General features: G+C 70.0%; 21 protein-coding genes. 13 read left to right on the top strand and 8 right to left on the bottom strand.

Annotation, left to right across the window (positions count from 1 at the left end; genetic code table 11):
• Window positions 1-33: 33 nt before the first annotated feature.
• Window positions 34-666: a GNAT family N-acetyltransferase gene (locus ACRQ4B_RS01795; RefSeq protein WP_439692997.1), complete on the bottom strand. Its 633-nt coding sequence runs from the start codon at window positions 664-666 to the stop codon at window positions 34-36.
• 96 nt (window positions 667-762) lie between these two features.
• Between ACRQ4B_RS01795 and ACRQ4B_RS01790 the strand changes: the two genes are divergently transcribed.
• Both ACRQ4B_RS01790 and ACRQ4B_RS01785 read left to right on the top strand, forming a co-directional pair.
• Entirely contained in the window at window positions 763-1,371 is a 609-nt protein-coding gene (locus ACRQ4B_RS01790; RefSeq protein ID WP_439692996.1) for a 2-phosphosulfolactate phosphatase, read from the top strand.
• A gap of 41 nt (window positions 1,372-1,412) precedes the next feature.
• Window positions 1,413-1,715 (top strand): DUF427 domain-containing protein, encoded by a 303-nt coding sequence (locus tag ACRQ4B_RS01785; RefSeq protein WP_439692995.1) that lies wholly within the window; start codon window positions 1,413-1,415, stop codon window positions 1,713-1,715.
• A gap of 153 nt (window positions 1,716-1,868) precedes the next feature.
• Here the strand turns inward: ACRQ4B_RS01785 and ACRQ4B_RS01780 are convergent, their stop codons facing one another.
• The 6 genes from ACRQ4B_RS01780 to ACRQ4B_RS01755 form a co-directional block, all read right to left on the bottom strand.
• Window positions 1,869-3,122, bottom strand: a complete 1,254-nt coding sequence (locus ACRQ4B_RS01780; RefSeq protein WP_439692994.1) for an Nramp family divalent metal transporter — start codon at window positions 3,120-3,122, stop codon at window positions 1,869-1,871.
• A 108-nt stretch (window positions 3,123-3,230) separates the two neighbouring features.
• Complete coding sequence (locus tag ACRQ4B_RS01775) at window positions 3,231-3,926, bottom strand: CGNR zinc finger domain-containing protein (RefSeq protein ID WP_439692993.1); 696 nt, start codon at window positions 3,924-3,926, stop codon at window positions 3,231-3,233.
• A gap of 47 nt (window positions 3,927-3,973) precedes the next feature.
• Complete coding sequence (locus ACRQ4B_RS01770) at window positions 3,974-4,459, bottom strand: SprT-like domain-containing protein (protein WP_439692992.1); 486 nt, start codon at window positions 4,457-4,459, stop codon at window positions 3,974-3,976.
• 7 nt (window positions 4,460-4,466) lie between these two features.
• Window positions 4,467-5,306 carry a hypothetical protein gene (locus ACRQ4B_RS01765; RefSeq protein ID WP_439692991.1) on the bottom strand — a complete coding sequence of 280 codons (840 nt, stop codon included), beginning with the start codon at window positions 5,304-5,306 and terminating at the stop codon, window positions 4,467-4,469.
• A 129-nt stretch (window positions 5,307-5,435) separates the two neighbouring features.
• Window positions 5,436-6,161, bottom strand: coding sequence for a DUF308 domain-containing protein (locus ACRQ4B_RS01760; protein ID WP_439692990.1), 726 nt, complete (start codon window positions 6,159-6,161; stop codon window positions 5,436-5,438).
• 206 nt (window positions 6,162-6,367) lie between these two features.
• Window positions 6,368-7,210 (bottom strand): spermidine synthase, encoded by an 843-nt coding sequence (locus tag ACRQ4B_RS01755; RefSeq protein ID WP_439692989.1) that lies wholly within the window; start codon window positions 7,208-7,210, stop codon window positions 6,368-6,370.
• Between the two features lie 133 nt (window positions 7,211-7,343).
• Here ACRQ4B_RS01755 and ACRQ4B_RS01750 point away from each other — a divergent pair, with 133 nt between their 5' ends.
• From ACRQ4B_RS01750 to ACRQ4B_RS01720, 7 genes are all read left to right on the top strand, one after another.
• On the top strand, window positions 7,344-7,853 hold the full coding sequence (locus ACRQ4B_RS01750) for a hypothetical protein (protein ID WP_439692988.1): 510 nt from the start codon (window positions 7,344-7,346) through the stop codon (window positions 7,851-7,853).
• Window positions 7,850-9,064, top strand: coding sequence for a sensor histidine kinase (locus tag ACRQ4B_RS01745; RefSeq protein ID WP_439692987.1), 1,215 nt, complete (start codon window positions 7,850-7,852; stop codon window positions 9,062-9,064). The genes ACRQ4B_RS01750 and ACRQ4B_RS01745 overlap by 4 nt, the downstream gene beginning before the upstream one ends.
• On the top strand, window positions 9,061-9,714 hold the full coding sequence (locus ACRQ4B_RS01740) for a response regulator transcription factor (RefSeq protein WP_439692986.1): 654 nt from the start codon (window positions 9,061-9,063) through the stop codon (window positions 9,712-9,714). The genes ACRQ4B_RS01745 and ACRQ4B_RS01740 overlap by 4 nt, the downstream gene beginning before the upstream one ends.
• Before the next feature lie 333 nt (window positions 9,715-10,047).
• Window positions 10,048-10,578 (top strand): hypothetical protein, encoded by a 531-nt coding sequence (locus ACRQ4B_RS01735; protein WP_439692985.1) that lies wholly within the window; start codon window positions 10,048-10,050, stop codon window positions 10,576-10,578.
• A 361-nt stretch (window positions 10,579-10,939) separates the two neighbouring features.
• Window positions 10,940-14,428 carry a DNA-directed RNA polymerase subunit beta gene (gene rpoB, locus ACRQ4B_RS01730; protein WP_439692984.1) on the top strand — a complete coding sequence of 1,163 codons (3,489 nt, stop codon included), beginning with the start codon at window positions 10,940-10,942 and terminating at the stop codon, window positions 14,426-14,428.
• 42 nt (window positions 14,429-14,470) lie between these two features.
• Window positions 14,471-18,352 carry a DNA-directed RNA polymerase subunit beta' gene (gene rpoC, locus ACRQ4B_RS01725; RefSeq protein ID WP_439692983.1) on the top strand — a complete coding sequence of 1,294 codons (3,882 nt, stop codon included), beginning with the start codon at window positions 14,471-14,473 and terminating at the stop codon, window positions 18,350-18,352.
• Window positions 18,353-18,593: 241 nt separating this feature from the next.
• Window positions 18,594-18,845, top strand: coding sequence for a hypothetical protein (locus ACRQ4B_RS01720; RefSeq protein WP_439692982.1), 252 nt, complete (start codon window positions 18,594-18,596; stop codon window positions 18,843-18,845).
• Window positions 18,846-19,135: 290 nt separating this feature from the next.
• Here ACRQ4B_RS01720 and ACRQ4B_RS01715 read toward each other — a convergent pair whose 3' ends face one another.
• Window positions 19,136-19,531, bottom strand: a complete 396-nt coding sequence (locus tag ACRQ4B_RS01715) for a VOC family protein (protein WP_439692981.1) — start codon at window positions 19,529-19,531, stop codon at window positions 19,136-19,138.
• 62 nt (window positions 19,532-19,593) lie between these two features.
• Here ACRQ4B_RS01715 and ACRQ4B_RS01710 point away from each other — a divergent pair, with 62 nt between their 5' ends.
• The 4 genes from ACRQ4B_RS01710 to ACRQ4B_RS01695 all read left to right on the top strand — a co-directional run bounded on the left by ACRQ4B_RS01710 (window position 19,594) and on the right by ACRQ4B_RS01695 (window position 25,294).
• On the top strand, window positions 19,594-20,616 hold the full coding sequence (locus tag ACRQ4B_RS01710) for a GNAT family N-acetyltransferase (RefSeq protein ID WP_439692980.1): 1,023 nt from the start codon (window positions 19,594-19,596) through the stop codon (window positions 20,614-20,616).
• A 169-nt stretch (window positions 20,617-20,785) separates the two neighbouring features.
• A complete protein-coding gene (locus tag ACRQ4B_RS01705) occupies window positions 20,786-22,456 on the top strand; it encodes a GspE/PulE family protein (protein ID WP_439692979.1) in 1,671 nt (556 codons plus the stop codon).
• Window positions 22,457-22,472: 16 nt separating this feature from the next.
• A complete protein-coding gene (locus ACRQ4B_RS01700) occupies window positions 22,473-24,071 on the top strand; it encodes a type IV pilus twitching motility protein PilT (protein WP_439692978.1) in 1,599 nt (532 codons plus the stop codon).
• Window positions 24,071-25,294: a type II secretion system F family protein gene (locus ACRQ4B_RS01695; RefSeq protein WP_439692977.1), complete on the top strand. Its 1,224-nt coding sequence runs from the start codon at window positions 24,071-24,073 to the stop codon at window positions 25,292-25,294. Before ACRQ4B_RS01700 ends, ACRQ4B_RS01695 begins: the two co-directional genes overlap by 1 nt.
• Window positions 25,295-25,474: the final 180 nt, after the last annotated feature.

The following is a 25,474-nucleotide window of genomic DNA, read 5'->3' as shown; positions in this document are numbered from 1 at the left end:
GCCCCGACCCCGTTCGCCGAGGACGGGGTCGGGTCAGGCGTGCCGGGCCGACCGGCGGCGGGAGCCCTCGGCCCGGTCGTGCCGGCGCAGACGCTCCGCCAGTGACAGCCGGACCGTGGGCCACTCCGACGCGATGATCGAGAAGACCACGGTGTCGCGGAGCGTGCCGTCGCGACCGACCGCGTGGTTGCGGAGCACGCCGTCCTGCTTCGCGCCGAGTGCGGCGATCGCCGTGCGCGACTGCGTGTTGTGCCAGTGCGTCCGGAACTCCACCGCGATGCACTGCCACACGTCGAACGCGTGCGAGAGCATCAGCAGCTTCGCCTCGGTGTTGATGCCGGACCGCTGCGACGACCGCGACAGGAAGGTCGCGCCGATCTCCACCCGGTGGTTCGCGGTGTCGGGGTGCAGGAACGTCGTCGAGCCCACCACACGACCGGTGGGCCGGTCCCGCACGGCGAACGGCACCATCCGGCCGGCGTCGTGCTCGGCGAGGCGCCGGGCGATCTCGTCGTCGACCTGCGCCGGCGCGGGGATCGAGGTGTACCAGGTGCGCCAGAGATCGCCGTCCGCGACCGCCGCCCGGAGGTCGTCCGCGTGCTCGGGAGCGAGGGGCTCGAGCGTCACGCGGTCGCCGGTCAGGGTGGGTGCGGGGGCGATCTCCATGGCAAGGAATCCTACGGTGACCGGCCCTGTCGAACCGCTGACGAGGGTCGACCTGTGGAAACGGTCAGGCGGCTCCCGGCGGCTATCGTGGCTCGGGTGGCAGCACGCACCCAGCAGCAGTACCAGGTCCGTTTCGGGTGGGGGATCGGCGGCGCACGTCGGATCGCGCACGGCACCCACCTGCTCGTCTGGGTCGACGTCCTGCCGACCCCGGCGTCCCGTGACCACCGTGACCGCGACCGGGCACTGCGAGCGGTCGCCGCGCAGCTGCCGGACGGTCCGGAGGTCGTGCTCGGCCACCTCGGCAACGTGACGGCGATCGCGGAACGGGTGGTGCGCCTCCAGGCCGAACGCGGCGACCGATGCGTGGTCGGGATCGTCGCCGCCGGACGCCACCACGCTCCCGCGGACGACGCGGCGGAGGCCGCGGGCGAGGCCTCCGACGTGCCGGACGCACCCGACTTCGCGGTCGAGGACCTCCTCGCCGCCGGAGCGGTCGTCGACGCCCTGGCGGCGGTCGGCATCGACCACACCTCGCCCGAGGCCGCCGCGGCCTGCGCTGCCCACACGGGGTTGCGACGGGCGGTGAAGCACCTCGTCAGCGCCGCCGAGGGAGCCGCCGAGCTGGCGCGCGAGGACGTGCACGCGGCGCTCGCCGAGTCGAGGGACCTCGTCGTCCTGCGGGAATCGAACCGGCGCGCGTAGCGTTCCGGTCGACACTCGAAGACCCAGCGAAGGAGCACGCCATGAAGGCAGTCGTCGGAGACACCGTGATCGCCGAGGCCCCGCAGGAGGACCTCATCCAGATCGAGGGCAACTGGTACTTCCCGCCGTCGAGCGTGAAGACCGAGCTGTTCACCGAGAGCCCCACGCAGTACCACTGCCCGTGGAAGGGCGACACGCAGTACTTCACCGTGAACGTCGACGGGCAGGCGTTGCAGGACAACGCGTGGTCGTACCCGACGCCGATCCCGTCCTCGTTCGACCGCGTCGGCAAGGACTACTCCGGCTACGTCGCCTTCTGGAAGGGCGTCCGCGTCGTCGAGTAGGCGCGTCGTCGCAGTGTGCGAGGTTCCGCGCACGGTGGGACGCGAACGACCTCGCACCTTGGTCGGAACCTCGCACCGTGCGCGCCGCGCCTCGCACGGTGCGAGGTGGGAGGGCCCGCGCTGCGCCTCGCACGGTGCGCGCCGCGCGGGCCCTCAGCCGGCGAGCGTGAGCGCGACGAGCGCCACGTTGAGCACGACGATCACCAGCGCGATGACGCCGGCGACGACGCGGGTCGGCACCGCGTTGACGTCGGCGCCCATCACGCTCCGCCGTGACGTGTAGACGACGAGCGGCACGATCGCGAAGGCGATCCCGAAGCTCAGCACGACCTGGCTGACGACGAGCAGCATCGTCGCGTCGGCGTTCAGCGCGAGCAGGACGATCGCCGGCACGAGCGTGACCAGGCGTCGGACGATCAGCGGCACCCGGACGTGCAGGAGCCCGTGCATGATCTCGGCGCCGGCCATGCAGCCGACCGAGGTCGAGGCGAGCCCGGACGCCAGCAGCCCCACGGCGAAGAGCACCCCGACGACGGGCCCGACGTTGGCGGCGATGGCGGCCTGCGCTCCCGGGATCGAGTCCGTGCCGGACACCCCGGGCAGCGTCGCGGCGGCCAGCACGAGCATGCAGATGTTCACACCGCCCGCGACGACGAGCGCGAGCCCCACATCCCACCGCGTCGCGACGAGCACCCGTCGACGCTCGGGGCCGGCGGGGACGTCGCCGTGCCGGTCGCGGGCGAGGGCGGAGTGCAGGTAGACGGCGTGCGGCATCACGGTGGCGCCGAGCATGGACGCCGCGAGCATCACCGACTCGGAGCCCTGGAAGCGTGGGACGAGGCCGGCGACGAGTTCACCCGGGGAGACCTGCGCGAACAGCAGTCCGGCGCAGAACCCGACCGTCAGGATCGCGAGCATCGCGGTGACGACGGTCTCGAACGTCCGGGTGCTCCGACGGCTGTGCAGCGCGAGGATGAGCATCGACACCACCCCGGTGATGACGCCGCCCGCCACCAGGGGCACACCGAAGAGCAGGTGCAGGGCGAGAGCTCCACCGATGACCTCGGCGATGTCGGTGGCGGCGGCCACGACCTCGGCCTGCGCCCAGAACAGCAGCCGGGGTGTGCGTCGCATCCGCAGCCCGAGGTGCTCCGGCAAGGACTTCCCGGTGACGACGCCGAGCTTCGCGGAGAGGTACTGCACGACGACCGCGCTGGCGTTCGCGGCGACGAGGACCCAGAGCAGCAGGTAGCCGTACTTCGCGCCGGCGGTGAGGTTCGCGGCGACGTTGCCCGGGTCGACGTAGGCGATCGCGGCGACGAACGCCGGGCCGAGCAGCGTCAGGCTCGCGCCGCGTCGACGCCGGGGCGTGGGCGGAGCGATGGGCGGGGTCGCCGTGTCGGTCATGCCGTCCAGCATGCCAGAGGATTCGGCACGCCGAATCCTCGTTTTCGGGAGATCGCGCGATCCGGCCGAGCCGACCCGCGGTGCCGGCCGGTCCGACCCGCGTCCCGGTCAGGCCGACGCGCGCCGTGCCCGGTGCGCCCGCACCTTCGCGCGGTTCCCGCAGCGCTGCATCGAGCACCAGCGGCGCGTCCCGCCTCGCGACGAGTCGTAGAACACCAGCCCGCAGTCGTCCGCCGAGCAGCGGCTCAGCCGGGTCGGCTGACCGTCGGCCGCGACGTCGTCGAACCCGACCTCGGTGAACAGTGCGACCGCGTCCCGCGCCACGCTCGACAGCGCCTGGGCGAGCCGGACGCGGTTCGCCCCGGCCCGGCGACGGCCACCCGGGAGGCTCGGGGGCACGTCCGGCAGTGCAGCGAACAGGTTGACGGTGTCGATGTCGTCGGGCGCGGGGCGCGTGCGGCCGGTCCCGGCGCGCAGGCCCGCTGCCACGGCGGTGCGCTCGGCAGCGGTGGACGCGGGACCGGGGGCGGCGGCGACCGCCAGCCGAGCGATGGCGGCACGGAGCGCTCGGGCGTCCTGCAGCTCGCGCGCCGTCGCGCCGACGTCGATCGGTTCGGTGTGGTCGGTCAGCCACTCGTCGAGGTCGGCGGGGGTCATCAGCAGTTCGCCGAGCTGCGCCCGCGGCCGTCGTCCGTCCGTGTCGTCGGCGAACCCGCCGGTGTGCGCGAAGTCCAGGGCGATCCGTCCGGCGTCGAAGAACCACGTGGAACCGGTGTCCGTGCGGATGTGCTGCCCCGTGTGCATCCGCCCAGGCTAACGGGTTACCGGCGCGCCTCCGAGCGCTCGCGACGTCATGCGGTAGCTCGCCGGTCGCTCTGGTCCTCGTCGATGCGTCGACTCCAGGTGATCACGTTTCGAGGGTCGAACCGTCGCGAGCACGTCGCGCACGCCAGCGGCCGCGTCGGGGTGCGGTACCGGAAGTGCTCGTGACCGGCCGGGCACGTGCCGACCCACGGCGCCAGTTCGCTCGCGACCGGCCCGTCGTACAACCGCGACCCGGTGTACCCGAGGGCCGCTGCCGTCCGGCGCCACCGCGGTCCGTGGCCCGCGCGGGCGCCGGCGAGGGCGTGGGCGATCTCGTGCAGGAGCACCTGGTCGACGTCCTCGTCGGAGAACCGGACGGCCAGGTGTCGACTCACCGTGATGCGACGGCGGGCGAAGTCGCACTGTCCGGCGCGGGTCTTCGCGTGGTCGAACCCGAAGGCCCAGGTGCGGTCGCCGAGGTGCGCGGCCATGAGGTGCTCGGCCCGGGCACGGACCGCCTCGAGCGTCGTCACCGCCCAGTCACCGCAGGTCGTCGTCCGGCTCGTCCCGACCGGCCTGGCCCTTCTGCGCCGCGCGTGCGGCGATGCGCCCCCACAGGTCGTCGGCCTCGGTCCGGGCGGCGTCCGGCGCGCCGAGGACCCGGCGTCGGATCGGCGGGACCTGCTTCACCGGCTCGGCGACGCGCGTCGCCGGCTCGTCCTCGTCGGCGCGGCGTGCGGCGACCTCGCGGGCGGTGCGCGGCCGGTCCTCCGCCTTCGGCTGGGCCACGGAGGCACGCAGCGCAGCCTCGACGGCGGTGCGGAGCGCCTCGGTGCGCTCGGACGGTGCGCCGGCCTGCCGGAACGCCTGGTACGCACGGGACAGCGCCGACCGGGCCTCCTCGAAGCGGGACAGCTCGAACAGCGACCAGCCCTCGAGCTCCGCGGCGGCGCCCTCGAGCTCCGGCCACTCCTCGGTCCGTGCGGTGTCCCGGGCGAGGGCCGACTCGGTCGCAGCGCGCTCGTAGCGGCCGAGGTCGTGCAGCACGTGGGCGCGGCGGATCCGGGCGGAGACCTTGTCCGACCGCTCGCCGGTGAACATCGTCAACCGGAAGACCTCCTCCGCGATGACGAGCGATTCGTCCAGTCGTCCGAGCAGGCGGAGGAGCTCGGCACGTTCGGCGAGCGCCTCGGTGCTGCGGCTCTGCCCGAGGTCGCGGAGGCGCTGCTGGATCGCGTCGGCGTCGACGGCGGGCCGCAGGCTGATGGGGGCGAAGGTGCTGCCCGGGCTGACGCCTGCCGTCACCGGCGCCGCATGACGCGGTTCCCGGGCGCGGTCGAGGCGGTCGGGCTGCTGCTGGTCGTCGGGCGGGAGGGACATCGGTTCGAGGGTAACCACGACCACCCGAGAGCGAGCGGTGCCACGCGCACGGGGGCCACCGAGTTCACGCAGGGTGCACGAACGGCCCGTCGCGCGAGCACGACGGGCCGTTCGTTCCGCGGAGGGGTGTCAGACGTTCCCGCCCACCGCTCCGGTCACCGATACGGCTGCGGCGATGAAGAACGCGATGACGCCGACGACGGCCAGCACGAGGCCCCAGACCCCCCAGGCCCGGCCGCGCTTCGTGACGGCGGCGATGATGCCCTGCACGATGGCCCAGAGGCCGAGCGCCGTGCCGAGGTAGAAGAGCAGTGACGCGCTGACGGCGCCGGGGGAGGTCATGAGCTCGCGGATCGCGGCGTCGCTCGGGGTCGTCGAGCCGCTGTTCGCCGCCTCGCGGAGTGCCGTCGAGTCACCGAACGCCGCTCCGATGAGCACGCCCGCCACCACACCGGACACCAGGGCCAACAGACCGACGACGAAGGCGATCGCACCGACCGTCTTCTTCTTCCGCTTCGGCTCCTCGTAGCCCTGCCACGACGGCGCTCCGGCGCTCGCAGGCGCTGCGGCCGCCGCGTAGGGTTGCTGCGCCTGGTGCTGGTCGCCCCACGACGGTGCGCCCTGCTGCTGGCCGTACTGCGGCTGCGCGTCGTCCGGCCGGCCGTACTGCCCCTGCTGCTCGGCGTACTGGGTCGAGCCGTACTGCGGGGTCTCGCCCTGCGGCGCACGCTCGCCGTAGCGCGGCTCGTCGGCAGCGGGGGTCGCTCCGGCTGCGTGCTGCTGCGGCGCCTCGCCCCAGCTCGGCACCTGGCCGTCGCCGGGCCGGTCCTCGTTGCTCCGGTCGTCGTTCGTCATCAGGGGGTCCCCTCGCTCGGTCGCGCGGCTGCGCGGTCGTCCAGCCCATCCTGGCAGGCGCGTCCTCCGCGTGTCCGCCGAACACCGGACGGGAGGCACGGCGCGCGCCCGCCACCGCCCGCCCCGTCGCGCGGGTGGTTGCGCGTGCACGAGACGACACCAGCGATGTCGTGCGACGTCGGAGTCGTCGTTCCGGGTCGGCCGGGTCAGCCGCCGAAGACGCTCCGGTTCGGCTCCGGCGACGCCACGGCCGTCTGGTCGGTGACGATCGGCGCGCCGGCGATGAACGCCCGCAGTTCGGCACCGTGCACGACCTTCGCCGGCATCGGGTCGGAGGAGTACCGCCGCGGCATGTCCGCCACGGGCAGGTCGGTGGGCGAGCCGAGCAGCACGATGTTCCCGAACCGCCGCCCCTTGAGCATCCCGGTGTCCGCGACCGCCGCCACCGACGGCAGCACCGACTGCAGCGTCGACGCCTGCCCACGGGCGAAGGCCAGCCCGGCGCCGTCCGCGACGTTCACCGCGACGATCCCCGTCGGCGACAGGAACGACGCCACGGACCGGTAGAACTCGACGCTCGTCACGTGCGCCGGGATCTGCGAGCCGCCGAACACGTCCACGACGGCGAGGTCGACGGTGCCGTGCAGTCCGGCGGGGAGCTTGCCGAGGACCTCCCGCGCGTCGCCGTACCGCACCCGGATCGACGCGCCACGGGGGAACGGCAACGCCTCGCGGACGTGGTCGACCAGGTCCCGCTCGAGCTCGACGACCTGCTGGCGCGAGCCCGGACGGGTCACCGCGACGTACCGGGGCAGCGTCAGGGCACCCGCACCGAGGTGCAGCGCCGTGACGGGCCCGGCGGGCAGCAGGTCGATCGCGTGCCCGATCCGCCGGATGTACTCGAACGCCAGGTGCGTCGGGTCGTCGAGGTCCACGTGCGACTGCGGCGTGCCGTCCACCACGAGCGTGAACGACCCCGGCCGGTGCCGGTCCGGCTCGACGACCGCGTACCCCGCACCGATCCGGAACCCGTCGAACGCATCAGCCATGGCACCAATCGAACACCACCGCGATCACCACCCGCGTCCCCACCCCTGGTTGGTGTGCTCGCCGAGGCCCGCGAACGAGGCTTGTCCCACCGGTCGGGAACGCCCCACCGGACCTCCACGAAAGGCACACACCATGTCGGTCCAGCTCGTCGCGAACATCCTGATCGGGATCGCCCTCGTCGTGTTCCTCGGGTACCGCCAGGCGACCTGGCAGTACCTCGACCCGACGCGCATCTGGCGCACGCCGCTCGTCATGGCGATCATCGGCGTGGTCGTCCTCGCCCAGACGACGGCCACCGTCACCACCACGGACGTCGTGTTCCTCGGCATCGAGGCCCTCGTCACGATCGGCGTCGGCCTGACGATGGGCAGCATCACCCGGTTCCGCACCGTCGGCACCCCGGACAGCAAGGGCCGCACGATCCAGTCCCGCACCGGCTGGCTCGGCGCCTCCCTGTGGATCGTCCTCATCGTCGTGCGCGTCGGCCTCGACGTCCTCGGCGGACAGCTCGGCGCCCACCTGCTCACCTCGACCGGCACGATCCTGCTCGTCCTCGCGCTGAACCGTGCCGCCCGGGCGCTCGTCATCGACCAGCGCATCCCCCGCGGTGACCGTCAGGCGCGCGGCATGATGGTCCGGTGACCCTGCTGACCGGCCAGGACGCGACCGACCTCCCCGGAGGCCGGCCGCGTTCGAGCGCTGCGTGGGGACTGAACGCCCTCGGGATAGCGATCGTGGCGTTCTTCTTCGTCCGCAACGGCGTGCTGCTGCACCACCCGGTCTGGGTGTGGGTGCTCGGCTCGGTGGCGCTCGCCGGGTGGGCGTTCCGGGAGTTCGGCAGGTCGGACCGCGTCCTCCTCGCAGCCGGCGTGGTGATGATCGCCGCAGGCTCCGTCACGGTGGTGCCGACGGACTCGCTGATGATCGTCCCGGTGATCGTCGGGATCGTGCTGATCGGCGCGAACCTGCGGTTCCCGGTCTGGGCGGCCGCGGTCGTCGCCCTCGTCGCGGTCGTCGTGGTCGCCGTCACCGCGACGCTCGAGCACGCGTCGCTGCAGTTCGTCCTGGGCACGAGCGGCGGGATGCTGCTCGGGGTCCTCATCGGCTTCAGCCGCCGGCAGTTCCGGGTCGCCGCCGAGCGGGCGCGCGAGGCCGAGCGGGAGCAGCAGCGCGCGGAGCTCCTCGCCGATCGGTCCCGGGCGGCGCGGGACGTCCACGACGTGCTCGCACACTCCCTCGGCGGCCTCGTCCTGCAGCTCGACGCGGTGGAGGCCCTCCTCGAGGCCGGCCGGGTCGAGGACGCGACGAAGCGCGCGCAGGACGCCCGGACGCTCGCGGCCGACGGGCTCGCCGAGGCGCGGCGGGCCGTGCACGCGCTGCGGGAGGACATCGAGCCCGAGGAGCCGACCACGCGCACCGACGCGATGTCGACGGGCGAGGCGATCCGTCCCTCCCGGCCGACCACCGACCACGGTGCGGGCCTGACGGCCCTCGTCGACGCGCACCGTTCCTTCGGCGGCGTGATCGTGACGCAGGGTGACGAGACGCTCGCCGACCTGGACGCGGCCCACCGGGCCGCCGTGGTGCAGGTCGTCCGGGAGGCCCTCAGCAACGCGCGCAGGCACGCGCCCGGCCGCCCCGTGTCGCTGTCCGTCATCCGGGACGGCGACGCCGTGGACGTCGTCGTGGCGAACCCGACGACCGGCGGCGGACACGGTCTGATCGGGATGCGGGAGCGCTTCCAGGAGCTCGGCAGCGGCGCGACGGTGGAGGCGGAACGCTCGGACGACGAGTTCGTCGTGGCGATGCACCTGCCCGTCGCCGAGGTCCCGGTCGAGGAGGACCGCTCGTGACCATCCGCGTGCTCGTCGTCGACGACCAGGCGATCGTGCGCGACGGCCTGGTGACGGTGCTGTCGCTCGTGCCGGACCTGACGGTGGTGGGCGAGGCCGCCGACGGTGCCGAGGCGGTCGCCGCCGTCGAGCAGGACGCCCCGGACGTCGTGTTGATGGACCTCCGGATGCCCACGGTCGACGGACCGACCGCGACCGCGCGCATCACCGCGGCGCACCCGCACGTCGCCGTCCTCGTGCTGACGACGTACGCCGACGACGAGTCGATCGTGACCGCGCTCCGGGCGGGCGCCCGCGGCTACCTGACGAAGGACGCCGGCCGGACGGAGATCGCGACCGCGATCCGCGCGGTGGCGTCGGGGCAGTCGACGTTCGACGCGAGTGTCGGGGCGCGGCTGGTGGCGCAGCTCGCCGGCGGTGCGGCGCCCGTGGCGGCCCCGCCGGGACCGGTCGGGCTCCGGACGCGCTTCCCGGACCTGACCCCGCGCGAGGCCGACGTGCTCGAGCGGATCGCCGAGGGCCGGTCGAACCCGGAGATCGCCGCCGAGCTGTTCCTGACCGTGCCGACCGTGAAGTCCTACGTGAACCAGGTCTTCACGAAGCTGGGCGTCCGCACCCGCGCGGAGGCCGTCGCACTCGTCCTGCGCTGACCGCCCCTGCGCCCTGTGCCCCGCCCCGCGTTCCCGGCGCTCCGGGAGCCAGGTGAATGCGTACACATGTACGGCCAGCGGACGCCAAGCCTGGCCACCTATCGTTCACCGGGTCGTCACCCTCGGGTGCGTCGAACCGCGCAGTGCCCCACACCTCGCGGTTCCGCACCCCACTCGTGACAGCGGCGCGCCCGTCCGACCACCCACCGTCGGCTCCGTGCGCGCGCTGCCGTGACCGTGCCCCGCGCACCGGCCATTGAGAACATCGTGTGCGCTATGTAAAATACTGGCGCAGCACGCAACCGGACCACGAATCCGCAGGAGCCCGTAGCCATGACCGACACCATGAGCGTCCCGACGTACCGCCTCGCCACCGCGACCCGCACCGGGGCACCGACCCGCGCCTCCCGACCGGTGTCCGCGCACACCGACCACGAGGGTGCGCCGACCTGGATGCGTGCCGTCGGTGGGGTCCTGCTCGTCGCCGGGTTCGGACTCGTTGCGGCGGTGCTCGGCTGGCCGGGGGACGCGCCCGAGGCTGCGCTCGTCGTCCCCGGCGTCGTCGCGGTGGCCGTCGGTCTCCTGCTCCTGCTCGCCCGGACCGGGTTCACCGTGACCGAGACGCACGTGGTCCTGCACTTCCGGCCGTTGCCCGCCCGCCGCATCGCCCGACGTCGGATCGTGGACGTGCGGCTCGCCGAGGCCGACGCCACCACCTACGGCGGGATCGGGCTCCGGCTCGGCCGCGGGGTGCGTGCGCTGATCCTCACGCCGGGGCGCGGCATCGAGATCACCGACGACCGCGGGCGGGTGACGTTCGTGCGGGTGCGGCGTCCCGAGGCGGCGTTCCGCGCGCTGCGCTGACGGCTTCGCCGGGCCGCTCGCAGCGCCGTCGGCGGGGGAACACCGGGTCTGTCCACCGGCTTATACACGGCACGGACGAATTCGGTCAAGCCAGGACTGGACACCGCGCACAGCGGCGACCTATGATGACAGTTCGCGCTCCCTGGCATCCGTGTCGTCATATTGCGGTCGACGCCCGCCCTGGTGAAGCCGGACCCGTATATGTCGGCGGGTACCGCTCACCCAGATCATCGCACATGTGTCCTCGCTCACGCGGCGGCCCGTGATCGCGTGTCTTCGAGGGTGCGCTCAAGCGTCAATCCACTCACCTACGTGCTGCTCGTCAGTACCGGCCCGACGGGGCCTACCGGAGGTCAAACCCTTGGCTGCTGCGCCCAACGCATCCACCAACCCCAAGAACGGTCGCAACCACTCGCGACTCTCGTTCGCCAAGATCACGGACACCCTCACGGTTCCTGATCTGCTCGCACTCCAGACGGAGAGCTTCGACTGGCTCGTCGGCAACGACGTCTGGAAGGCCCGCCTCGCCGAAGGCCAGGAGCAGGGTCGCACCGACCTCGCACTGCACTCCGGCCTCGAGGAGATCTTCGAGGAGATCTCCCCGATCGAGGACCTCGGCGAGACCATGCAGCTCGGCTTCACGTCGCCCGAGCTCGAGGACCCGAAGTACTCCATCGACGAGTGCAAGGAGCGTGGCAAGACCTACGCGGCCCCGCTCTACGTCAACGCCGAGTTCATGAACCACATGACCGGTGAGATCAAGACGCAGACCGTCTTCATGGGCGACTTCCCGCTCATGACCGAGCGCGGCACGTTCATCATCAACGGCACCGAGCGTGTCGTGGTCTCGCAGCTCGTCCGTTCCCCGGGCGTGTACTTCGAGCGCCAGCAGGAGAAGACGTCCGACAAGGACATCTACTCCGCCCGCGTGATCCCGTCGCGTGGTGCGTGGCTCGAGTTCGAGATCGACAAGCGCGACCAGGTGGGCGTGCGCATCGACCGCAAGCGCAAGCAGTCGGTCACGGTCTTCCTCAAGGCGCTCGGCATGACGAGCGAAGAGATCATGGAGGAGTTCCAGGGCTTCGCCTCGATCGAGTCGACCCTCGAGAAGGACGCCATCCTCACCAAGGAAGAGGCGCTCAAGGACATCTACCGCAAGCTGCGTCCGGGCGAGCAGGTCGCCGCCGAGGCCGCGCGTGCGCTCCTCGACAACTTCTACTTCAACCCGAAGCGCTACGACCTCGCGAAGGTCGGCCGCTACAAGGTCAACCGCAAGCTCGGCATCGACGCGCCGCTCAGCGACTCGGTCCTGACCGTGCAGGACATCGTCCGCACGATCAAGTACCTCGTCTCGCTGCACGCCGAGAAGACCAACCTCGACGGCGTCCGTGACGGCGAGCCGGTGTCGCTCCGCCTCGACGTGGACGACATCGACCACTTCGGCAACCGTCGCATCCGCGCCGTGGGCGAGCTCATCCAGAACCAGGTCCGCACGGGTCTGTCCCGCATGGAGCGCGTCGTCCGCGAGCGCATGACCACGCAGGACATCGAGGCCATCACGCCGCAGACGCTCATCAACGTGCGTCCCGTCGTCGCCGCGATCAAGGAGTTCTTCGGGACGTCCCAGCTGTCGCAGTTCATGGACCAGAACAACCCGCTCGCGGGCCTGACGCACAAGCGTCGTCTCTCGGCCCTCGGCCCGGGTGGTCTGTCCCGTGAGCGTGCCGGCGTCGAGGTCCGTGACGTCCACCCGTCGCACTACGGCCGCATGTGCCCGATCGAGACCCCGGAAGGCCCGAACATCGGCCTGATCGGTTCGCTCGCGTCGTTCGGTCGGATCAACTCGTTCGGCTTCATCGAGACCCCGTACCGTCGCGTCGTCAACGGCGAGGTCACGAAGACCATCGACTACCTCACCGCCTCGGAAGAGGACGACTTCGTCGTCGCGCAGGCCAACGCCCCGCTGACGGACTCGTTCCACTTCGCCGACGACAAGGTGCTCGTCCGCAAGAAGGGCGGCGAGGTCGAACTCGTCGCCAAGGACGAGGTCGACTACATGGACGTCTCGCCGCGCCAGATGGTGTCGGTCGCGACCTCCCTGATCCCGTTCCTCGAGCACGACGACGCGAACCGCGCGCTCATGGGTGCGAACATGCAGCGCCAGGCCGTGCCGCTCCTCCGCTCCGAGTCGCCGCTCGTCGGCACCGGCATGGAGGGCTACACCGCCATCGACGCCGGCGACGTCGTCACCGCCGACAAGGCCGGTGTCGTCTCCGAGGTCTCGGCCGACGCCGTGACCCTGCAGCTCGACGAGGGCGGCACGCAGACCTTCTACCTGCGCAAGTTCGACCGCTCGAACCAGGGCACGAGCTACAACCACCGCGTGGTCGTCTCGGCCGGTGAGCGTGTGGAGCAGGGCGAGGTCATCGCCGACGGCCCCGCGACGGAGAACGGCGAGCTCGCGCTCGGCAAGAACCTCCTCGTCGCGTTCATGCCGTGGGAGGGCTACAACTACGAGGACGCGATGATCCTGTCGCAGAACCTCGTGAAGGACGACACGCTCTCCTCGATCCACATCGAGGAGTACGAGGTCGACGCCCGCGACACCAAGCTCGGCAAGGAGGAGATCACCCGCGACCTCCCGAACGTCAGCCCGGACCTCCTGGCCGACCTCGACGAGCGCGGCATCATCCGCATCGGTGCCGAGGTCCGCCCCGGCGACATCCTGGTCGGCAAGGTCACGCCGAAGGGCGAGACCGAGCTCAGCGCCGAAGAGCGCCTCCTCCGCGCCATCTTCAACGAGAAGTCGCGTGAAGTCCGCGACACCTCGCTGAAGGTGCCCCACGGTGAAGAGGGCACGATCATCGGCGTCAAGGTGTTCGACGCGCAGGACGGCGACGACGAGCTCGGCTCGGGCGTCAACCAGCGCGTGGTCGTCTACATCGCCCAGAAGCGCAAGATCACCGCGGGCGACAAGCTCGCCGGTCGTCACGGCAACAAGGGCGTCATCTCGACGATCCTGCCGGTCGAGGACATGCCGTTCCTCGCCGACGGCACCCCCGTCGACATCGTGCTCAACCCGCTCGGCGTCCCCGGCCGCATGAACTTCGGCCAGGTCCTCGAGATCCACCTCGGGTGGCTCGCGAAGCAGGGCTGGAACGTCGAGGGCATCCAGGAGTGGGCTTCGGCTCTCCCCGAGGCGGCCCGCAGCGCGGAGCCCGGCACGAAGGTCGCCACCCCGGTGTTCGACGGTGCGTACGAGCGTGAGATCGAGGGGCTCCTCGACAGCACCCTCCCGAACCGCGACGGCGAGCGTCTGATCGGTTCGTCCGGCAAGGCCCAGCTCTTCGACGGCCGCTCCGGCGAGCCGTTCCCGGAGCCGGTGTCGGTCGGGTACATGTACATCCTCAAGCTGCACCACCTGGTCGACGACAAGATCCACGCGCGTTCGACCGGTCCGTACTCGATGATCACGCAGCAGCCACTGGGTGGTAAGGCGCAGTTCGGTGGACAGCGCTTCGGCGAGATGGAGGTGTGGGCGCTCGAGGCGTACGGCGCCGCCTACGCCCTCCAGGAGCTCCTGACGATCAAGTCCGACGACATCCTCGGCCGCGTGAAGGTCTACGAGGCGATCGTCAAGGGCGAGAACATCCAGGAGCCGGGTATCCCGGAGTCGTTCAAGGTCCTCATGAAGGAGATGCAGTCGCTCTGCCTGAACGTCGAGGTCCTCTCGGCCGACGGCCAGGCGGTCAGCCTCCGCGACACGGACGACGAGGTCTTCCGTGCCGCTGAAGAGCTCGGCATCAACATCTCCTCGCGGTTCGAGTCGTCGTCCGTCGACGACATCTGATCCCGCCCGTACTCGTAACGAATCCAGCTAGAGAGAAGAACATTGCTCGAAGCAACTTCATTTGACGCACTGCGGATCGGCCTCGCCACGGCCGAGGACATCCGCCAGTGGTCGTACGGCGAGGTCAAGAAGCCGGAGACCATCAACTACCGCACCCTCAAGCCCGAGAAGGACGGTCTGTTCGGCGAGCAGATCTTCGGTCCGTCCCGCGACTGGGAGTGCGCCTGCGGCAAGTACAAGCGTGTCCGGTTCAAGGGCATCGTCTGCGAGCGCTGCGGCGTCGAGGTCACCAAGTCCTCGGTCCGCCGTGAGCGCATGGGCCACATCGAGCTCGCCGCCCCCGTCACGCACATCTGGTACTTCAAGGGCGTCCCGTCGCGCCTCGGGTACCTCCTCGACATGGCGCCGAAGGACCTCGAGAAGGTCATCTACTTCGCGGCGTACATGATCATCGACATCGATGAAGAGGGCCGTCACGCGGACATGCCGGGTCTCGAGAACGAGATGCGCCTCGAGATCAAGACCCTCGAGGGGCAGCGCGACTCGATCATCGCCGACCGCCTCAAGAAGCTCGAGGACGACCTCGCAGCGCTCGAGGAAGAGGGCGCCAAGGCCGACGTCAAGCGCCGCACCAAGGACACCGCCGAGAAGGAGATGTCCCAGGTCCGCAAGTCGTTCGACGAGGACATCACCCGCCTCGAGCGCGTGTGGGAGGACTTCCGCAACCTCAAGGTGGGCGACCTCAAGCCCGAGGACGCCGTCTTCCACGAGCTCCAGGACCGCTTCGGGATCTACTTCGACGCCTACATGGGCGCCGAGGCGATCAAGCTGCGGCTCGAGGCGTTCGACCTGGCCGCCGAGGCCGAGGCGCTGCGCCTGCAGATCGCCGAGGGCAAGGGCCAGAAGAAGATCCGCGCGATCAAGCGTCTGCGCGTCGTCAGCTCCTTCCTCGCCACCGGCAACTCGCCGGCCGCGATGGTGCTCGGCGTCGTGCCGGTCATCCCGCCGGAGCTCCGCCCGATGGTGCAGCTCGACGGTGGCCGCTTCGCCACGTCGGACCTCAACGACCTCTACCGTCGTGTGATCAACCGCAACAACCGTCTCCGCCGCCTGCTCGACCTCGGTGCCCCCGAGATCATCGTGAACAACGAGAAGCGCATGCTGCAGGAAGCGGTCGACGCGCTGTTCGACAACGGTCGTCGTGGTCGTCCCGTCACGGGTACCGGCAACCGCGCCCTGAAGTCCCTGAGCGACATGCTCAAGGGCAAGCAGGGTCGTTTCCGCCAGAACCTGCTCGGCAAGCGCGTCGACTACTCGGGCCGTTCGGTCATCATCGTCGGCCCGCAGCTGAAGCTGCACCAGTGCGGTCTGCCCAAGCAGATGGCGCTGGAGCTCTTCAAGCCGTTCGTCATCAAGCGCCTCATCGACCTGTCGCACGCGCAGAACATCAAGTCGGCGAAGCGCATGGTCGAGCGTTCGCGTCCGCAGGTGTGGGACGTGCTCGAGGAGATCATCCGCGAGCGCCCCGTGCTGCTGAACCGTGCGCCGACGCTGCACCGACTGGGCATCCAGGCGTTCGAGCCGCAGCTCGTCGAGGGCAAGGCCATCCAGCTCCACCCGCTCGTGTGTGCTGCGTTCAACGCGGACTTCGACGGTGACCAGATGGCCGTGCACCTGCCGCTGTCGGTGGAGGCCCAGGCCGAGGCCCGCATCCTGATGCTCGCCTCGAACAACATCCTGAAGCCGTCCGACGGCCGCCCGGTGACCCTGCCCGCACAGGACATGATCATCGGTCTGCACCACCTCACGACCGTCCGCGAGGGCGCCGTGGGCGAAGGCCGTGCGTTCTCCTCCGTCGCCGAGGCCATCCTCGCGAAGGACCAGGGCACGCTGCACCTCAACGCGCTCGTGAAGATCCGCATGGACAACGTGTGGTTCGGCGAGGGCGAGGCTCCCGAGGGCTTCGAGCAGGGCGACACCGTGCTGCTCGAGACCACCCTGGGCCGTGCGCTCTTCAACGAGACCCTCCCGACGAACTACCCGTTCGTCCAGAAGGTCACCGACAAGGGCGTGCTCTCCGCGATCGTCAACGACCTCGCCGAGCGCTACTCCAAGACCGAGACGGCCGCCGCGCTGGACCGGATCAAGGACGCCGGCTTCTACTGGGGCACGCGCTCCGGTGTGACCGTCGCGCTCTCGGACGTCGTGACGCCTCCTCGCAAAAAGGAGATCATCGCGGGCTACGAGGTCCAGGCGGCCAAGGTGCAGGGCGAGTTCGACAAGGGTCTGATCACCGACTCCGAGCGTCGCGCCGACCTGATCAAGATCTGGACGGAAGCCACGAACGAGATCGCGCAGGAGATGCGCGACAACTTCCCGATCGACAACACCATCAACCGCATGGTGTCGTCGGGTGCTCGTGGTAACTGGCTGCAGGTCCGCAACATCGCCGGTATGCGTGGTCTGGTGAACAACCCGAAGGGCGAGATCATCGCCCGCCCGATCATCAACTCGTACCGCGAGGGCCTGACCGTGGCGGAGTACTTCATCGCCACGCACGGTGCTCGCAAGGGTCTTGCCGACACCGCGCTCCGTACCGCGGACTCCGGGTACCTCACCCGTCGTCTCGTGGACGTCTCGCAGGACGTCATCATCCGCGAGGACGACTGCGGCACGAGCCGGGGCCTCGAGCTCCCGATCGCGACCGTGGGTGCCGACGGCAAGCTCGTCCGCGACCCGCGCGTCGAGAACACCGTTTACTCGCGCACCCTGGCCACCCCGGCCGTGGACGCCAAGGGCACGGTCGTCGCCGAGGCCGGTGAGGACGTCGGTGACGTCCTGATCGACAAGCTCATCGCAGCCGGTGTCGAGAGCATCAAGGTGCGCTCGGTCCTGACCTGCGAGTCGAGCGTCGGTGTCTGCGCGAAGTGCTACGGCCGTTCGCTCGCCACGGGCAACCTCGTCGACATCGGCGAGGCGGTCGGCATCATCGCCGCCCAGTCCATCGGTGAGCCCGGTACCCAGCTGACGATGCGTACCTTCCACACGGGTGGTTCGGCCTCGGCCGACGACATCACGCAGGGTCTGCCCCGCGTGACCGAGCTCTTCGAGGCCCGGACCCCGAAGGGTGCTTCCCCGATCGCCGAGGCCCCCGGCCGCGCCACGATCGAGGACACCGACAAGGGTCGTCGCATCATCCTCACGCCGGACAACGGCGACGAGCCGTTCATCTACCCGGTGCTCAAGCGTGCGACCCTCCTCATCGAGGACGGCCAGCACGTCGAGCTCGGCGAGCAGTTCATCGCCGGCACCGTCGACCCGAAGGAAGTCCTGCGGGTCAAGGGTGTGCGTGAGGTCCAGAAGCACCTCGTCAACGGTGTGCAGGACGTGTACGGCTCGCAGGGCGTGCCGATCCACGACAAGCACATCGAGGTCATCGTGCGCCAGATGCTCCGCAAGGTCACCGTCGTCGACCACGGCGACACCGATCTGCTCCCGGGCGAGCTCGTGGACCGTTCGCGGTACAACGAGCTCAACCGTGCGGCGCTGCAGGAGGGTCGCAAGACCGCTTCCGCTCGCCAGGAGGTCATGGGCATCACGAAGGCGTCCCTCGCGACCGAGTCGTGGCTGTCCGCCGCGTCCTTCCAGGAGACCACCCGCGTGCTCACGCAGGCGGCCATGGAGGGCAAGCAGGACCACCTCGTCGGCCTCAAGGAGAACGTCATCATCGGTAAGCTCATCCCCGCCGGGACGGGCCTCAGCCGGTACCGTGACGTGGACGTGAACGCGACCGAAGAGGCGAAGGCGGAGCGGTACCCCAACCGCATCTTCGCCGACGACTCGTCGTTCTCGGACGCCGACCTGAGCTTCGTCGACTTCGACAGCTTCTCGTCGGACGACTTCACGCCGGGCACCTACAACTGAGTCTGAGCTCCACCGGAACGGCCCCCGCATCCTCGGATGCGGGGGCCGTTCCCGTTCGTGGGTGCGCGCACCTGCGGCTTCGTGAGCACGAATGGTCGGGTCCGCTGCGGCGACCCGACCATTCGTGCTCACGAAGTGCGTGACGGACGGGAGGCGCGGGGCGGGGCCGGCGTGCGCCTTCCGTCTCGCGGATGGCACTGCACAGATCTGTCCGTTGCCACGTGATATGTTGCTGACCGGTATGCATCTCACAACCACCCTCAAACTCATAGCGTCGCGAACCCTCGCCGTCCTCTCGGTCGTGCTCGGGCTCGCTTGCGTCATCGCCGTACTCCTGCACGGTCCGGCGCTCCTCCTCGGTGCGCTCTCACTCGGCTCAGCAACAACTGCCGGCACCATCCACACGGGGAGCAAACTCGCTCCGGCCGTGTTCCTTGTCGACTTGGCGGTCGTCGGAAGCGCAACCGTCCTGTACTTCACGGTGACGACGTGACCGACATCAGCCTCGACCGCGTGTCGACGCGCTCCGGCACGAACACCGCGCTCGAGGAGGTGTCGTTCGGCTGCCGGCCGGGTTCCGTGACCGCGTGTTGACCGGCATCGTCCAGCTGAACCTCGGAGTCGCTCGGGTGGGCACGATCCCGGTGCGGGCACTCGCTCCTGTGGACCGCGGTGCCTTGCCTCGTCGGCTGGATCCGTCAGGTGCGCGCCGAGCCGCGGTGACACGGACGGGAGGCGCGGGGCGGGGCCGGCACGCGCCTCCTGGCCGTCACATGGTCCTGTTCAGACCGCCCGGTCCGCGCCGCTGTCGCGGCCGGAGCCGCGACCGGTCTCGTCGACCAGCGAGAAGAGGCTGAGGACGTTGCCGTCCGGGTCCCGGACGTCGAACCAGTCGACGGCGCCGTCGACGCACTCGACCGGCCCGATGTCGATGCCGAGTGCGCCGATGCGGGCGTGCTGCGCGGCGACGTCGTCGACGCCGAACCGGACGCTGACCGGGTTCTCCTCGGCGTTCTCGTCCTCGTAGAGCTGGATCCAGATGCCGCCGACCTCGTACTCGGCGATGCCGTCGTCCGGCTCGAGGTCGGGTTCGGCGCGCTCGAAGACGGCGCCGTACCAGAGGCAGGACGCTTCGATGTCGGTGACGGGCAGCCCCACGGTCACGCTCGTGATGTCCATGACTCATCATGTCCCGCCGCGGCCGTGCACGTCGAGGAGTTTCTGGCTGGCAGGCTGGTGGGATGGCGACGCTGCGCGAACGGATCACTGCTCCTGCCCACCTCGAGCCGCCGGTGCCGATCGGTGGGCTGACGTTCCGGGCGGGGACCCCCGGGGACCTCGCCGGCGTGCACGGAGTGGCCGTGGCGGCAGCGGCCGTCGACGACCCGCATGCTCGTCCCTCCACAGCGGACTTCGAGCGGACGTTGTCCACAGAAGGGCTCGACGTCGCCCGGGACACCCTCGTCGGCGTCGATGCTGATGGGCATGTGCAGGCCTACGGCATCGTCATCGACGTCCCCTCCCGGGTCACCGCCGCCCGTGCGGTGCTCGACGGGGCGGTACACCCTGACTTCCGCGGGCAGGGCATCGGACGGCGGGTCCTCGCGTGGCAGATCGGTCGTGCGCGGCAACGACTGGCGATGCTCGACGTCGACCTGCCGGCGACGCTCGACGTCGGCGCCCCGCAGGGGGCCGGAGCGCTGCGGCTCGCGGCGCGGTTCGGGTTCGAACCGGTCCGGAACTGGGTCGACATGCAGGTCGTGTTCGACGACGGCGCCGACGCCGGGGTGCCGCCGCTGCCCGAGGGGTTCGTCGTCCGGTCGGCGACCCCCGACGACATCGAGCCGTTGCGCCTCGCGAAGAACGACGCCTTCCGTGACCACTGGGGATCGCAGCCGATGGTCGCGTCGGACTGGCACGGGTTCCTCACCGCGACCAAGAGCCGCCTCGACCTGTCCCGCGTCGTGCTCGACCCCGACGGGGGCATCGCCGCGTTCGCGATCGTCGAGGTGGACCCGGACGGCTTCGCGGCCCGCGGTCGGTCCTACGGGTACGTCCACTGGGTCGGTGTCGTGCGTGCCGCACGCGGCCGGGCGCTCGCGCCGATCGTCCTCGACGCCTCGCTGCGGGCGATCCGAGCGGACGGCCTGTCCGCCGCGGTCCTGCACGTCGACGCCGAGAACCCGAGCGGTGCGGGCCGCATCTACGAGCGTCTCGGGTTCGTCGCGGGCGAGGTGCACGTCTCCTCGTCGGCCAGCCTCTGACACCGGTCGATACCCGCGGGTACCCCAGCACTGGGGGCACGCGACACCCCCTCGCCCCCTCGTTGTGGGACTGCGGGGCTCCTCCGGTGCGGACGTAGCGTGGTCGGGCGTCGAACCCCTGCGACGCTCCCCACGATCCGCGCGCGAACCGAAGGAGGCTCGGAGGCACATGGCCACACTGTCCGAGATCCTCATCCTCAACGGAGCCCTGCCGATCGAGCACCTCGACTCGATGACCGGCGACGAAGAGATCGACGAGCGGTCGATCCGTTCGCTCGTCGACCAAGGACTGGTCAGCGAGGCGCAGTACATCACCGCCCGGGCCGCGTCGAACAACTCCAAGACCGTCCCGCTGACCGACTACCCGGTCGACGGCACCGCGGTGTCGATGCTGCCCGCGGCCCTCTGCCGTCGCCACGGTGTGCTCGGCGTCGGGTTCGAGGGCGAGACCCTCGTGCTCGCGATGGTGAACCCGACGAACGTCCTCGCGATCGACGACGCCCGCACGGCCTCCGGTCGGTCGGTGAAGCCCTTGCAGGTCGACGAGCGTGACCTGGCGGCAGCCCTCGACCGCTACCTCCGCGCCGACGACGAGCTCAACGACCTGACGTCCTCGCTCGAGGAAGAGGCATCCGCGCAGGCGCAGCAGCAGAACGACCTCACCGACGGGTCGCTCGACGACGTCCCGATCGTCCGCTTCGTGAACCTGCTCGTGTCCCAGGCCATCCAGGACCACGCGTCCGACATCCACATCGAGCCCGGCGAGCACGAGGTGCGGGTGCGGTACCGCATCGACGGCGTGCTGCACGAGATGGCCCCCGCGCCGAAGAACATCCAGAACGGCGTCATCAGCCGTCTGAAGATCATGAGCGACATCGACATCGCCGAGCGTCGGAAGCCCCAGGACGGCCGCATGTCGGTCCGCCACGGCGGTCGGCAGATCGACCTCCGCGTCGCGACCCTCCCCACGGTGTGGGGCGAGAAGGTCGTCATGCGCATCCTCGACAACACGAACACGTCGATGTCCCTGAAGGACCTCAACCTGCTCGAGCAGAACTTCGAGGCGTACCAGCGCTCCTACTCGAAGCCGTACGGCATGATCCTCGTCACCGGTCCGACCGGCTCCGGCAAGTCGACGACGCTGTACACGACCCTCAACGCGGTCGCCCGCCCGGAGATCAACGTCATCACCGTCGAGGACCCGGTCGAGTACCGGATGGCCGGCATCAACCAGGTGCAGGTCAACCCGAAGGCCGGCCTGACGTTCGCCTCGGCGCTCCGGTCGATCCTCCGGTCCGACCCCGACGTCGTGCTCCTCGGCGAGATCCGTGACCACGAGACCGCGCAGATCGCCATCGAGGCCTCGCTCACCGGCCACCTCGTGCTCTCGACCCTGCACACCAACGACGCGCCGTCCGCGGTCGTCCGCCTCACCGAGATGGACATCGAGCCGTTCCTGGTCGGCTCCGCGCTCGACTCCGTCGTCGCCCAACGTCTGTCCCGACGGCTCTGCGACCGCTGCAAGGCCCCGGCGCAGTACACGCCCGCGCAGCTCGTGGCACTCGGCTTCGTCCCGACGGAGGACTCCGAGGTCCCCGAGTTCTTCGGCCCCGTCGGCTGCGCGGTCTGCTCGAACACCGGCTACCGCGGTCGCATCGCGCTGCACGAGGTCATGACGGTCACCGAGGAGATCGAACGCCTCGCCGTCGCACGGGCGTCGAGCGCCGAGATCAGCCGCGTCGCCCAGGCGCAGGGCATGCTCACCCTCCGGCAGGACGGGTGGGAGAAGGTCAAGCTCGGCATGACGAGCATCGACGAGATCCTGCGCGTGGTCGCGTAGGCGTGGGAGTGGAACGATGACTGACTCCGTCTACGACATCTCCGTGCCCGGCGACGAGCCGGTCGCCGGATGGCACCCGGGGCGCCCCGGCAACGAGATCGGTGGCCGTCGCGCCGCACGCCTCGCCGCGGCGGCCCAGCAGCCCACCTCACCCGACCTGGAGGCGCCGGTCGCCGCCGCCCCGTCGGTCCCGGTCTACGACCTGTCGAGTGAGTCGGCCGCGTGGCCGGCCCCGGCCGGCGACCCCGTCGCCGTCCCGGTGGCGCAGCCGCAGGCCGCTCCCGCGACACCGCCCGCAGCCGTCCCGCCGTCGACCGCGTCCTACGGGTACGCCGACGCCGTGACCCAGCACCTGCCGGTCGTCCCCTCGGACCCGACCACGGTCCTCCAGGCCGTCCACGCCCCCACCTACGCGCCCGCACCCGACGGGCAGGCAGAGATCAACTTCACCCGCCACGCACGGGAGGTCGCCGACCCGGACCTCATCACCGCGCTCGCCCAGGTCGTCTACCAGGGCGCCTCCGACCTCCACCTCACCGCCGACGCGGCACCCACCGTGCGCGTCGACGGGGCGCTCCGGCCGGCCGTCCCCGGCGGACCCTGGGCCCGCAACAAGGTGATCGCCGCGCTGAAGACGCTCCTGTCCGTCGAACAGGCCGGACAGTTCGACCACGAGCAGGAACTCGACTTCGCGTACTCGCTGTCGCCGGAGTTCCGCTTCCGCGTGAACTACTACCAGCAGCGCGGGAACTGGGGCGCGGCGTTCCGCATCATCCCCACCAAGATCAAGACCCTCAAGCAGCTCGGCATCCCCGAGTACGTCGGCGAGTTCGCGAAGCTGCCGCGCGGACTCGTGCTCGTCACCGGGCCCACCGGCTCCGGCAAGTCGACCACCCTCGCCGCCCTCATCGACCTCGTCAACGAGACCCGCGCCGACCACATCGTGACCGTCGAGGACCCGATCGAGTTCATGCACGAGCACAAGAAGGCGATCATCAACCAGCGCGAGGTCGGCGCGGACACGCACTCGTTCGCCGCTGCACTCAAGCACGTCCTCCGCCAGGACCCGGACGTCATCCTGATCGGCGAGCTCCGCGACCTGGAGACCATCTCCGTCGCACTGACCGCGGCGGAGACCGGCCACCTGGTGTTCGCCACGCTGCACACGCAGAGCGCCCCCGGCACGATCGACCGCGTCATCGACGTGTTCCCGCCGCACCAGCAGGGCCAGATCCGCACCCAGCTCGCCTCCACGCTCGAAGGGGTCGTCTGCCAGACCCTCGTGCCGAAGGCCAACGGCGCCGGACGGGTCGTCGCCACCGAGATCATGAAGACGACCCCGGCCATCGGGAACCTCGTGCGCGAGGGCAAGACCTACCAGATCACCTCCGCCATGCAGGCCGGCCGTGACATGGGCATGCACACGATGGACCAGGACCTCGCCGAACTCGTCAACGTCGGCACGATCACCCGGAAGGCCGCACTCGAGAAAGTGCACGACCTCGAGGGCTTCGACCGGCTCGTGCAGCGCGTCGAATCGCCGTCCGACTCCTCCGCCGCCGCGATCGCCGCGTCCGAGATCGACTTCGGCGACAAGTACTCAGGAGGCCACTGATGTCCCTCGCATACGACTACCGGGGGCGTGACGGCGCCGGCAAGCTCGTCAAGGGTCGGCTCGACGCGTCCTCCGAAGGGGCCGTCGTCCAGCGCCTGCGGGGCATGGGCGTCTCGCCGATCGCCATCACCGAGGCCAAGGCCGGCACGGGGCTGCAGACCGAGATCAAGATCCCCGGGTTCGAGAAGGGCGTCGGGCTCAAGGACCTCGCGATCATGTCGCGCCAGGCGTCCACGATGCTGTCATCCGGACTCTCGCTCCTCCGAGCGCTGTCGATCCTGGCGGACCAGACGGACAACAAGAAGCTCAAGGAGATCCTCGGCAAGGTCCGGGACGACGTCGAACGCGGTGTCTCGTTCTCCGACGCCGTGGCGAAGTACCCGGTGGACTTCCCGCCGATCATGATCAACATGATCCGGGCGGGGGAGACCGGCGGGTTCCTCGACCAGGCGATGGACTCCATCGCGACGAACTTCGAGAAGGAGCACAAGCTCCGGTCGACGATCAAGTCGGCGATGACGTACCCGGTCGTGGTGCTGGTGATGTCGCTCGTCGCCGTCGTCGTGATGCTCGTCTTCATCGTGCCGATCTTCCAGAAGATGTTCACCTCGCTCGGCGGTCAGCTCCCGCTGCCGACGATGGTGCTGGTCTACGCGTCGCACGCGATGGTGTGGGTCGGTCCGATCCTCCTCGTCGCGATCGTCCTCGGCTGGCTCTGGTGGCGTGCGAACAAGAACACCGACCGCGTCCGCGGATTCGTCGACCCGATCAGACTGCGCCTACCGGTCTTCGGAGAACTGAACCGGAAGATCGTCATCGCGCGGTTCGCCCGTAATTTCTCGAACATGATCGGAGCCGGCGTCCCCATTCTGCAGGCATTGCAGATCGTCGGTGAGGTGTCGAACAACTTCGTCGTGCAACGGGCACTCGAACGCGTCGCGGAATCAGTTCGGAAGGGTGAATCCATCGCGGTTCCTTTGGCTGCCGAGAAAGTATTCCCGGAAATGGTTTCGCAAATGGTCGCTGTCGGTGAGGACGCCGGCTCCCTCGAGACGATGCTGGAGAAGATCGCCGAGTTCTACGACAACGAGGTCGAAACCACCACAGAGGCGCTGACATCCCTGATCGAACCGCTCCTCATCGCCTTCTTGGGCGTTGTCGTGGGCGGCATGATCGTCGCGCTCTACCTGCCGATCTTCAAGATCACCTCGCTGATCCACTGACCCCTCAAAAGGGGCCCCGCGCTCGGGGGTGGTTTGGTTGAGAATGCCCCCGCTTCTGGGGGCATTTTCTTGCCCGGTGGCCCCCGTTCTCGGGATTATGCCCAGAAAGTGCCGTCAATACGCTTGTCGACGGCGGCAGAGCACAGCCCCAACCACCAATTCCAATCACATTCCCGAAAG

Origin of the sequence: Curtobacterium sp. SP.BCo, assembly GCF_051903265.1 — a bacterium.
In the GTDB taxonomy this organism is placed as follows: domain Bacteria; phylum Actinomycetota; class Actinomycetes; order Actinomycetales; family Microbacteriaceae; genus Curtobacterium.
The sequence above is the reverse complement of the archived record's forward strand: the minus strand, read 5'-3'. Positions and strand labels throughout refer to the sequence as shown.